Raw genomic sequence first — 11,616 nt, 5'->3', positions numbered from 1 at the left:
CACCTCTTTTGGTCTATGACATTCTTTTACTGTAATAGTCTATTCCTTTTTTTATATCTTCTGGAGTATCCAGATCCATCAGGATACCAGGATCTGCTGTATTTAAGTAATGCTTTTCAAAGCCTTGAAGAATATTTCGTAGATTACAAGCAGCATTTGCTCCAAGTATTATGTTCTTGATCTCACCCGCTAATTTAATCGGATGACCACCTTTCATGTGGTAACTTGGAATGAGAATATTCCCCTCTACTCTTGCTAAATTTCGAATCGTTTCCTTTTCGACAAGCGGACAATCTCCGGGTGTAATGAAGAAACTAGATGCTTGCACTTCTCTACATCCCCGTTGAATGGAGCTAAACATCCCCTCGTCAAATCTTGGATTAAATACACTTACGATATCCATGTCATATTTGTTATTCTTCTGTATCGTTGTGATGGTTTCTCTTATATGTTCCCACTGAAATCCACCTACAATAATAACCTTTTTACATATTCCATCAAATTTAGAAACGGTGTGCTCCAATACGGTCATCGTCCCGATCTTTAAAGTCATTTTAAAATCATTTGCCCTGCTTGAATAGCCGGCTGCTAAGATAATTGCTTCCGTCGACTCCACCTGATGACCTCCCGGTGTAACCACTATGCCTTTAGTGGCAGTTACTGTAATTGTGGGCAGGAATTTCCATGTTTATTGATCATTATATGCTTCTAAATTTTTCGTATAACTTGCATCATTTGCTTGTCTTCTCTGCTGAAAATTTTGGAGTGAATCGGAGAAATGGAGCCTAGGCACCAATGTGCTTGAGCATTAATGGTGTGGGGGACGGGACCCCAGAATCTTCTATTTGAGGTTACTCTGGGGTTTTTTGGATAGCAATTGGTTTTCATCTCTTTTAAATGAGTAAGTAACAAAAGAAAAATAAGCGGAGATTTTCCCGTTAAAACCTGAATGACGCTCGTTTCGGGGGATATAAGGGGAAGTTTTCCGCTTATCCAAGGAAAAATAGCCCAATTTCCCTTTTTTCGAATCAATAAAGGGAATTTCTCCTTCTATTTGTGCCAACTTTCAATCCATTTTACTGAGTAAGGGGAATTTTTCCCTCTATTAATCAGATCGGGTTTTTACCCTGAACTACTGAACGATAAGATTGATCCCAGACGCGGGAATCAGCATGTTTTTATCATCTAAATGCAGCGGGGAGAGGCACCAGTATCTTAATTTACATATCATTATCTGGACTTGTATGAAATTTATAATTTTCAACCTCACCATTAAATGTAATTACTTCATTTTCTTTCATACATGAGCTTCACAAGGACTTGACTGGCAGATCAAAAATCCACCCTTTAATGGACTTCCTTGCGTTTGTTATACTAAAAATATATGTCAAAATGTAAGAGGTAAGGCGATGCGGAAGTTTATTAGAGGTCTAATTAGATTGGGTTTAGTTGTAATTGTATGCTGCGTTTTTGTAATTGGATTATTTGGTTATTTCAAATATAAAGAAGCCATTGCAGAGGTTTCGCTCAAAGAAAAGGTCGCACTTATTAAAGAAAATGAAAATTACGTCCCTTTAGAAGAGATTAGTCCCATTTTTACGGATGCAATCATATCCATTGAAGATCACCGATTTTATGATCATGGAGCCTTCGATGTTATATCACTCGGTCGGGCAATTTTTATTAATTTGAAAGAGAATGAATTAAAACAAGGTGGTAGTACAATAACACAACAAGTTGCCAAAAATCTTTACTTTAGTGGTAAGCAGACTTTCATTAGGAAAGCAGCAGAATTATTTGTAGCATTTGACCTTGAGAGGATCTATAACAAAGATGAAATTCTTGAACTTTATGTCAATATTATCTATTACGGGGACGGTAACTACGGTATTAAAGAAGCGAGTGAAAATTTTTTTGGTAAAAGCCCCTCTGAACTTAATTATGATGAAGCAACACTCTTAGCCGGTTTACCACAAGCTCCCAGCCTTTATGACTTAAGCACAAATTATAATCTTGCTAAGGAAAGACAAAAGGAAGTAATCGAGGCACTAAAAGATTATAATAATTAAAAGGAATAGACCACATAAATATTATTGGCATGGCGAATACTCGCAATGCCTTTTTTAGATTAACGTCAGGGTATAGTTCTCATTTAACTAATTACTTCCCCCGCTAATGGGTATATTCATTTCCCTTCCCTGCTTGTACTTGATAAAAGTAACCCCTTTTGTGGCAGCCTCAATCTTCTCTTCCGTTGTTGGAAAAACATTTGTTTGCGTCTTTAAAATAAGAAAATCAGATCTTGCTCGATTTACCCCAACTAGCAACCCTAACTTTCCATTTCGTGTACCTTTGTAGAACCATTATATATAACAGTCGCTGCGATTAAAAAGCAAGTCTTAGAATTTTACCCTTCACAAATTAACTCACCTTCCTCAGATCTAAATTTAATCGGTTTATTTAACACGAATTTTTTCCTTGTGAAAGTGGTACATACCCGATCAGATTAAATTATTAGAGGCTAACATTTTTCAAAGGTTCTTTCATACAATTATTTAGAGGTGATGGTCGTGGCAAGAGTTAAATATACCAGCAAGGATATTGATTTAATAGCAAGGATGATAAGGGCAGAAGCGGTGGGTGAAGGACGACTTGGGATGCTAATGGTTGGGAATGTCATTGTAAACCGAGCAGTAGTTGATTGTTTAGATTTTAAGGATGTAAGAACCATAAGGGATGTGATTTTTCATGTTCAAGGTGGAAACTATTCTTTTGAAGCAGTACAAAAAGGTAGTTTATTTTATAGTCCAGCAAGAGACGTAGAGAAAGATTTAGCACGAAAAGTTGTGAAATTTTGGAGACAACACCCCTCTAAGTATTCCCTTTGGTACTTTAATCCTTATGCCCCATGTCCTCCTACTTGGTACGGTCAACCATTTGCAGGACAATATAAACAACATTGTTATTATGAACCACAGGCTAATACATGCGAAAGTGCTTATAGATATTAACAAATACCCCCAAAGTTTTAATGATGCAGTTGTTTGGCTGGTTTGAGTTCGATATAAGAGATAGTGCCTGTCCCCCAATGTGCTAATGCACTAGCGGTTGACTGGCACAAGAATCTTAACGTTAATAAAATAAGCGGAGATTTTCCGGTTAAAATCATAATGACGCTCGTTTCGCTGGATATAAGGGCAGATTTTCCGCTTATCCAAAGAAAAATAGCCTATTTTCACTTTTTTAGAATCAATAAAGGGAAATTCTCCATCTATTAGTGCCTATGCTCAATCCATTTTACTGATTAAGCGGAATTTTTCCCTCTATATATAACAACGGGTTTTTACCCTGAACTCCTAAACGAAAAGATTGATCCCAGATGCGGGTATCAGCATCTTTTTATCATCTAGCTGCCTGTAACACCTAATCCTTACTCTCCTGCTTTTTCAAAATACCTAAATATTCTATCCAAGGACCCACGTCGTCCCTGTATCTCTCAGCCATTACCCTTACAATTTGAGCAATGTGTGTTAGATCATGAACTACCCACGTGGAAATCAGCTCTCTTATCTTAACTATCCCAAATGCAGGGTGGAAGCCCTGTATCTCCAGATGAATATCAGATTCGATATGAGACTTAAGTTTACTTATATTTTGTGCTCTTATTGCTTTAAATTCATGCAACGCTTGGTTAATTGATCTTTGAGTGCTATCGTTTAAGTGTGAAAATCGGTCAAATGACGGAAATGGTTTATTGCAGCCTTCCTGAATAATAAATTCTAACCTTGGTATCCAATTATTTTTCTCTCCCTCAATGAGGTGCTCCACCACTTCAAGAGCACTCCAGGTTCCCTCCCCTTCATTACAGTGCATCCACCCTTCCGATAAGCCGGTTAAAAAAACCTCCAGCGTTTGCGGTGTACGTTCAAGCACCTCTATCGCTTCTTTCATATTAAAATGCATACAATTACTCCTTTTCATAGTTTTTAAGTATTACTTTTGTTCGGATATCTTTTCAGCAAAGAGCATCTAATTATGTTTTCTTCATCTTTAATCTGATCATTTAAGGGCGTACGATAAATATGTATGCAGATGAATAGCGAAATAGGAATGAGGGATTGTAGGATCCATGTATCAGCAATTTACTCTATTTTTTAAAATATTCTTACTAATTAGTCTTTTTTCGAACGGAATGTATGATATTGTAAAAGTAAATATAGATTACTAGTTTATTTATCGGAAAATAAATGGAGGGAAAACATGAAAACAGCACAGCAAATCATTCAAGCAAAACCCGAAAAAACTATAAAGCTTGCTATCTATTCCATTGGTTTCTTCAGCTTAAGCCTGCAAACAATGATGGTTCTGCTTATTCCGTTATACGCTTTATCACTAGGGGCTTCCCCTTTTATGATCGGACTTGCAGTCAGTGCTTTCTCCATTCTACCATTGCTCCTTGCAATCAAATCAGGTTCAATGGTCGATCTTGTAGGGTCAAGAAAGATTATTTGCATTTGTGCTTTATTAATGATCCTTTTTACCTTTTTACACCCCCTTATTCCAATTATTGGGGTTATCATTGTTCTTCAGTTGATTGTTGGCCAAGTTCAGACGATGATATGGATTGCTGCTCAAACACATATTGCCAAAATCAGAAAAGATTACGATGATACGAACACGGTTGGTATTTTTAGCTTCTCCGTAAATATAGGAACTTTTGCAGGGCCATTGTTGACAGGATATTGTTGGGAATTATATGGTCCTTGGGGAGGATTTTTACTGATCTGTTTTTGGGCGCTCTGTTTATACATTTCTTCCTTATTTTTGCAGGAACAATCCAAAGGTAATAAAGATGATCAAACAGAAAATATAGGAGACATATCGAAAGGAGGAACGTTTAAAAAATTACTGCACCTTTTAGCCATTCCCGTCGTTTTGATGGTTGTATTTGGTACGTTTTTGAGGTTAGCTGGATTTAGTATGAGAGGATCATTTTACCTTGTTTATCTAGAGGATATTTCCTTATCTGTTATGGAAATCACGATTCTTTATTCTTTATTTTCATTGGTTGGCTCATTCTCCCCTCTTTTTATAAAAATAGCTACACGATTTGTTAATGAAAAAAATTTATTATTTGTTATAGCATTTTTATATTTAATGCCGTTAGTCATTACACCTCTTTTTGAAGGCTTTTGGCCTTTATTTATTCTTGTTGTCATCTCAGGTTTTTTTCTTGGTATGACTTTGCCTGTATTAATCTCGCTTCTTTCGAAATCGGTTTCCTCAGAAGTTCAGGGGCTGGCTGTTGGACTGAGAGAGATGTCCAATCGTTTTGCGGCCGTTTTTGTACCACTTCTATTTGGGATATGTGTAGAGAAAGCAGGGCTTGAAATGTCTTTTTATATTGTCGGAGCCTTCCTTATAGGATCAATCCTATTAATTGCTCCAATATTAAAAATGATTGACCATCGTCATCCACAAGGGATTCGTAGATAGATTCGATCTGTGATCCACAGTTTAATTTAGCAAGAAGTGGCCGTTTTTAAACGGTCATTTTCTATGAAAAAATAAAAAAATCCACCTATATGAAAGATGGATCGGCTCTTCGTTATTCTATTTAGCTGCGCCCAGATAGTTCTACAAAAAGACTTCATCCTGAAATCATCTATTTGCCAAAATTAGTAGGCGATACCTACACGTGATTGAATATAATCTTTACTTTCTATCTGACGATAAGTAAATTCTGCTGTATCAGGAACTGATATTTTCATACCACCTTCTGGCAAAAAATTACGTTCAATTCGATAGTGACCTTCTCTTTCTCCATCTGGCAAATATGTAGGACATACAATCGTCCAATCGAGTGTTGATTGTTTCAGTATATCGTAAACTTTATGATGTTCTTCTGCTGCACGGGTTGATTTACGTTTTGATTCACTTGACTGATAACGGAGTACGGTTGGACTAGTTCTACTTTGTAAGATCCCTGCAGTTCCTATCGTAATAATTCGTTGTATACCTTCGTCTTCCATTGCTTTGAAAATAAGCGGCATACTTTCTGATAGAGTGGTTGTACCATCAGTATTTAGTGCACTAATAACTACATCAATCCCATGCATTGCACGTACTATATCATTTTTACTTAAAACATTCCCTTGAATAATGGTTAAATTTTCATTATCTATTTGAATCTTCTCTGGAGTGCGAACTAATACAGTAACATGATGTCTATCATGAAGGGCATAAGTTACTATTTGACTTCCAACTCGTCCAGTTGCACCTAAAATTAAAATATTCAAAAATATATCCTCCTCTTTACGAATACAAATATTACAATACTAATGCTATTATTTCGTCTTTCAGATGGAAACCATTCAGAATAAATCCTGCCCCAAGTTTCATGTAGTGTACTAGGGAAAGGTCCGGTTGATTCAAATATCGCCCAAGTTAAGGTAGGAACTTCTAATTCTGAAAAGTTTTCAGGGCACTTTTGTGTGGTTGCCACTCCTATATATTGATCAAGATCTCCTTTTTCTTCCATACATCCTTCAGAAAAGTTTGTTGATGCTTGAATAATCCCTAGCGGCTCAATATTGAGCCATTCATCTTTAGCAAACTTTTACTACTTTACCTCCGACATAAAATTATCATCATCTGCTTTTAAGAATAATAAAGAAGATCTTTCAGTTTCATATCCTTCTCTACCCGAATGTTTCTTCAAATAGACAGTTCGTTAATTCAATAACAGCATATCATTTCCTTGTAGGCCTTTATACAAATTCAATACAAAAAAATCCATCTATTTGAAAGATGGATCGACAGTCTTGTTATTTAATTAAACACCCTTAACGTCTTTATTAACAGCATCTTCCTGTGTTACCGATCATTGAAATCCCATGACCATTTCCACTGCGATCAAGGATAAGATCTTCTGTGTTCGGTTCAATAATAGGGTCAATTGCTACTTTTATATCATTTATAGTAACGATAATATCGTCAGCTTCTGGCTCATCCAGAGCCAGTCCAATCCTCGGCTGTCCTCAGCCAAAACCATCAAAAAAGATACGAATGTTTTTGGCATTCTTTTCTTTGAACATTTTCTTAAACTCATCACGAGCTTCGTCTGTTATCTTCATATCCATTTCCACCTCTTGTATTTCCTTTTAAGCATTCCTTTATTATAAAGTAAAAGTAATAAAATTGCTTAAAAATTAGAGCAAGGAGATTATATTCTCTCCTGGCTACTCAATCCTTGCCTCTAGCGTTTTGGATTGTTTGGCTTTTTTAGGATAATAGAAGGAATTAAATCCAAAGCAATGGTCCTCATCGCAATTCCTTTTAAATGGGTAACAAACGAAAGTAAAATAAGTGGAGAATTTCCCGTAAAAATCAGAATGACGCTCGTTTCGTGGGATATAAAGGGAGATTTTCCACTTATCCAAAGAAAAATAGCCTATTTTCACTTTTTTAGAATCAATAAAGGGAAATTCTCCATCTATTAGTGCCTATGCTCAATCCATTTTACTGATTAAGCGGAATTTTTCCCTCTATTTATCTACGGGTTCTTAACCCGTACTCCTAAACGATAGATCGGACCCTCCTAATCCCAGCAGCGGAATCTGTAAAATAGTGCCTGCGCCCCACTGTGATAAAGCGTTAATGCAGTGGGGGAAAGGCACCAGAATAAGGTATCTAAAATTTTATTACTTTTTTAAAACCGGAATCCAAATTTCACTTGTCACAGATGGTGAAGTTAAATCTTGAGTTTTAATCGATAAGATTTCTGGTCCTTCTGCTACTTGGTAATGGGAAGATAGAAACCACTCAGAATAAATCCTGCCCCAAGTTTCCTGTAGTGTACCAGGGAAAGGTCCGGTTGATTCAAATATCGCCCAAGTTAAGGCAGGAACTTCTAATTCTGAAAAGTTTTCAGGGCACTTTTGTGTGGTTGCCACTCCTATATACTGATCAAGCTCTCCTTTTTCTTCCATACGTCCTTCAGAAAAGTTTGTTGATGCTTGAATAATCCCTGCCGGTGCAACATTTGAGAGTTTTTTTAATTGCTCTATTTTTTCCATATTCAAGGATTTCCACATCGCTGAAATTTCTGGGTTTTCCCCTTCAAAAATAATCGGAACTCTTTTCATAATACCAACTATGCTAAATCCCTCTTTTTGTTGTATTGTGTAATTCATTTCATTTCCTCCCTTAATTGATAATTGGAAGGTCATTGGTGGAAAGGCTTTTAATTGCTGTCCGTTATTCCTTGCTTCTGATGGGGTTACACCATGAAAATGTTGAAAAGCCCTAGAAAAAGAGTCTGGTGAATTGTATCCATATTTTACCGCAATATCAATTATCCTTAAATTACGATTTGTAAGTTCAAATGCCGCCAAGCTTAATCGTCTACGGCGAATGTATTCTGATAATGTTACACCTGCAAGAAAAGAAAACATTCTTTTAAAATGATATTCTGAACATTGAGCGATTCTTGCCACCACTTTGAAATCTATATCGTTAGTGAGGTTATCCTCAATATACCTCATTGATTCATTCATACTTTTTAGCGAATCCATTAAATGACCTCCTTTCATCAATAGAATAACAGGAGTTGAATGTGTCAGTCCGACATTCCATGCACCATTTTGTCGGGTTCATACTATGTATCTGCCACCGTTTCATTTTAAAAAAATAATTCACAAATAATCTATTCCTGTTCTTGTAGCTTCCTTAACAATATGGCCCTAAGGCAAAACGAGCGAAAATTCTAAAGAAGCCATTCCCCTTGAGCAATTTTTACTACTTTACCTCCTACATAAACGTTGATTTTCCCGTTATTATCTTCATCTGCCTTTAAAAATAATAAAGAAGGTCTTTGAATTTCATATCCTTGCTCTACCCGAATGTTAATTTTATTCTTTTTAAAATATTTGTATTTAACTAGATAAGAAGCTAAACATCCATTAGCACTGCCAGTGGCTGCATCTTCAGGAATACCATAATAATCTGCAAAGTCTCGAACATTTAAATCATTTTCCGAATGGTATACTTCCGGACAAAAAACCATTATTGCTTTTGCTTCCGTATGTTGTATTAATTCAAAGTATTTTTCTTTATTTATTGTTACCTTTTTAACTGCCTCTAAGGAATTTAAAGGTACAATAATTACTGCAAGTCCAGTTGAAACTTCTTGAATAGGAAATCGATCATCGATGTATTCTTTATCAATGTTTAAAACATCAGCAACCTCATTAAAATCTAAAATTTTACCGAAAGTCGGTTCATTTTGTTTCATCCATAAAACTTCTTCTTGATGATTAAATGAAACGGGTATCTTTCCCCCCTTGAAATTTAAAATAAGGTTTTCTGATGATCCTTTTAATACTTCGTTTTGAATGATATATGCTGTTCCTAAAGTCGGATGACCAGCAAAAGGAACTTCTTCAAGAGGTGTAAAAATTCGGACATCATAACCACCATCATTTTTTGAATCAGACAAGATAAAAGTTGTTTCCGAATAATTTATTTCTTTAGCTATTTTTTGCATTTCACGATCAGAAATTTTCCCGGCATTTTTAAAAACTGCAATTGGATTCCCTGTATATTTTCCTTCTGAAAACACATCGACAATAGAATAATGAATTTTCTCCATAAGGCACTTCCTCCATTGTTTTCTTATTTTAAACGATAGACCAATTATTTCATTTTTATTTAAAGGAATAAATATACTTTTATTAAACTTTACAAACCTTTACAATACCAGATTTATATAAATATCCAATTGTCCTGGTTAACCTTCTCAATCATTTGGCCATTAAAAGTAAAAAGCGCATTCTTTATTCCCTGAATGCACCCGATTGTGGAAGACTTAAATTCCGAGATAAACAATTGTGCTTTATCCTCAAGGCCAGGATATACCTCACCTAACTCAACTCTTTGAATATAGTACTTTGACATTATTCTTTTCATGCCGTTTATATTGGACCATAGATGCGATACCAAGAACCGGTCCAATTGCTAAACAGGCAAATACCCATTCCCAACCAACAACACTCTGAATAATGGGTATTAGATTGATAGAAAAGATCGTGATTAGAAAACCAATGCACATCTGAAAAGTAAGGGCCGTTCCTACATACTCAACATCTGCAACTTCTGAAACCGCGGCAGAGAACTGGGCAGAATCAGATATGACAGACATTCCCCAAATAATAGAAAGGATTAGCGTTAACCAAATAGATTGACCAAAAGTAAATCCAATCAAGATACAACAAATAGCACTGATCAACATAGAAATAATCGTTAAGTTAGCTCTTCCAATTTTATCTGAGACTAATCCACCTACTACACAACCAATTCCCCCAGCAATTCCGATGGTAATAAAAGAGGATAATGCAATGAACCAAGGAGAAACCCCTGGAGAATAGCTTGTAAAACTAGCGGTCAAAAAGATTGGTATCCACGTCCACATCGCATACAATTCCCACATATGTCCAAAGTAACCATAGTTCGCAAGCATAACTGGTTTATTCGAAACTACTTTTTTAATTAGTTTAAAAGAGAAAGGTACTTTTTTAGTTGTTACTGGAGAATCCTCTAATATCCAATTGACAATGATAGCTGCCAGTAGTGCCAATATTGAACTACAAATAATCACTAATTGCCAATTTAAAGAAGAAAAGAACATCACAATAAAATGCGGCAAAGAGGACCCTAGAGTTAATGCGGCTATTAAAATACCAATAGCCAGCCCGCGATTTTTTGGAAACCATTGAGATAAAATTTTTACAGCGGTCGGGTATACACCCGCGAGTGATACACCAGTGAATATCCTAAGGGCGATACCGAAAAAAGCATGATCTACTAGTACAAGTGTGAAATTCAATAGTGCCCCTAGAAACGCTGAAAGTGCAAGAACTTTTCGAGGATTAAAACGATCTGCTATCCCGAAATAGGAACTAACGAATGCACCTATCACAAAACCAATGGGGACAGAAGCAGACAACCAAGCTTCCGAGTTGGAGCCAAGATTCCATACTTGAACGAGTTCGGGAGCTATAACCGAAGCACTAAACCACAAGCTTAAGGCGCATAATTCAGCTATTCCAATCCATGCTAACGCTTTCCAAGACCCTCGAATCATCATAACCCCCTTTTCGATATAACATATTATTATAACTAACTATACCCGAATATAAAAAATAATAATATTACTTATTAAAAAGGTCCGCCATAGCAACCTTATTCTTCTTTCTATTCATGTACCCGTTAGATTCGTAGATATGTAAAAATCTAGTCGATACAGCCATCATTTTATCATATGCTTCGTTAGCACGTTCTAATGCAAATGTTTCAATTAGTGCCGTACATCCGTAAGTATACTGAATTAAATCGTTTGCTGGAATTCGGAATGTACCAACTAATAAAATGTTTAAACATGAAATTGGTGACAACGCAGCAACTTTCAGAAAACCACTACTAGGGATTCAATCTAGTGAGAATGATCAATACCATCATTCTCACTAATATTAGAATAAACATTGGAATCACCATAGTAATAAGTTAAACTACTTATAATTGATAAAAATTATTAATCTCAATTTAATGATTATAATT

The 11,616-nt window shown here is 35.9% G+C and carries 10 protein-coding genes and 1 pseudogene; 3 read left to right on the top strand and 8 right to left on the bottom strand.

Features of this window, described 5'->3' with window-relative positions; genetic code table 11:
• Positions 1 to 13 precede the first annotated feature (13 nt).
• Complete coding sequence (locus CZ487_RS12735) at positions 14 to 616, bottom strand: nucleotidyltransferase family protein (RefSeq protein ID WP_077212514.1); 603 nt, start codon at positions 614 to 616, stop codon at positions 14 to 16.
• A gap of 793 nt (positions 617 to 1,409) precedes the next feature.
• Between CZ487_RS12735 and CZ487_RS12725 the strand changes: the two genes are divergently transcribed.
• The gene (locus CZ487_RS12725) at positions 1,410 to 2,069 is read left to right on the top strand and encodes a transglycosylase domain-containing protein (protein WP_077212512.1); all 660 of its coding nucleotides are present in this window, start codon (positions 1,410 to 1,412) and stop codon (positions 2,067 to 2,069) included.
• A 501-nt stretch (positions 2,070 to 2,570) separates the two neighbouring features.
• Complete coding sequence (locus tag CZ487_RS12720) at positions 2,571 to 3,011, top strand: cell wall hydrolase (protein WP_077212511.1); 441 nt, start codon at positions 2,571 to 2,573, stop codon at positions 3,009 to 3,011.
• Positions 3,012 to 3,423: 412 nt separating this feature from the next.
• On the opposite strand, the gene CZ487_RS12715 is transcribed toward CZ487_RS12720, so the two are convergent.
• On the bottom strand, positions 3,424 to 3,963 hold the full coding sequence (locus CZ487_RS12715; protein WP_077212510.1) for a DinB family protein: 540 nt from the start codon (positions 3,961 to 3,963) through the stop codon (positions 3,424 to 3,426).
• A 297-nt stretch (positions 3,964 to 4,260) separates the two neighbouring features.
• Here CZ487_RS12715 and CZ487_RS12710 point away from each other — a divergent pair, with 297 nt between their 5' ends.
• Positions 4,261 to 5,496: an MFS transporter gene (locus CZ487_RS12710; protein ID WP_077212509.1), complete on the top strand. Its 1,236-nt coding sequence runs from the start codon at positions 4,261 to 4,263 to the stop codon at positions 5,494 to 5,496.
• Positions 5,497 to 5,678: 182 nt separating this feature from the next.
• On the opposite strand, the gene CZ487_RS12705 is transcribed toward CZ487_RS12710, so the two are convergent.
• The 6 genes and pseudogenes from CZ487_RS12705 to CZ487_RS27160 form a co-directional block, all read right to left on the bottom strand.
• Positions 5,679 to 6,299: an NAD(P)-dependent oxidoreductase gene (locus CZ487_RS12705; RefSeq protein ID WP_077212508.1), complete on the bottom strand. Its 621-nt coding sequence runs from the start codon at positions 6,297 to 6,299 to the stop codon at positions 5,679 to 5,681.
• Positions 6,296 to 6,595 (bottom strand): annotated as a pseudogene (locus CZ487_RS12700) (GyrI-like domain-containing protein); the annotation flags it as partial. The pseudogene CZ487_RS12700 and the gene CZ487_RS12705, both read right to left, overlap by 4 nt.
• 1,108 nt (positions 6,596 to 7,703) lie before the next feature.
• Entirely contained in the window at positions 7,704 to 8,576 is an 873-nt protein-coding gene (locus CZ487_RS12685) for an AraC family transcriptional regulator (RefSeq protein ID WP_077212506.1), read from the bottom strand.
• Positions 8,577 to 8,767: 191 nt separating this feature from the next.
• Positions 8,768 to 9,652 (bottom strand): PhzF family phenazine biosynthesis protein, encoded by an 885-nt coding sequence (locus CZ487_RS12680; protein WP_077212505.1) that lies wholly within the window; start codon positions 9,650 to 9,652, stop codon positions 8,768 to 8,770.
• Between the two features lie 276 nt (positions 9,653 to 9,928).
• The gene (locus tag CZ487_RS12670) at positions 9,929 to 11,143 is read right to left on the bottom strand and encodes an MFS transporter (protein WP_077212503.1); all 1,215 of its coding nucleotides are present in this window, start codon (positions 11,141 to 11,143) and stop codon (positions 9,929 to 9,931) included.
• Positions 11,144 to 11,210: 67 nt separating this feature from the next.
• Positions 11,211 to 11,453 carry a hypothetical protein gene (locus tag CZ487_RS27160; protein WP_077212502.1) on the bottom strand — a complete coding sequence of 81 codons (243 nt, stop codon included), beginning with the start codon at positions 11,451 to 11,453 and terminating at the stop codon, positions 11,211 to 11,213.
• Between the last annotated feature and the right edge of the window lie 163 nt (positions 11,454 to 11,616).

This window comes from Robertmurraya dakarensis, from assembly GCF_900156875.1.
Lineage (GTDB): Bacteria > Bacillota > Bacilli > Bacillales > Cytobacillaceae > Robertmurraya > Robertmurraya dakarensis.
Note: the sequence above shows the minus strand (reverse complement) of the source record. Positions and strands in the feature narration are given on the sequence as shown.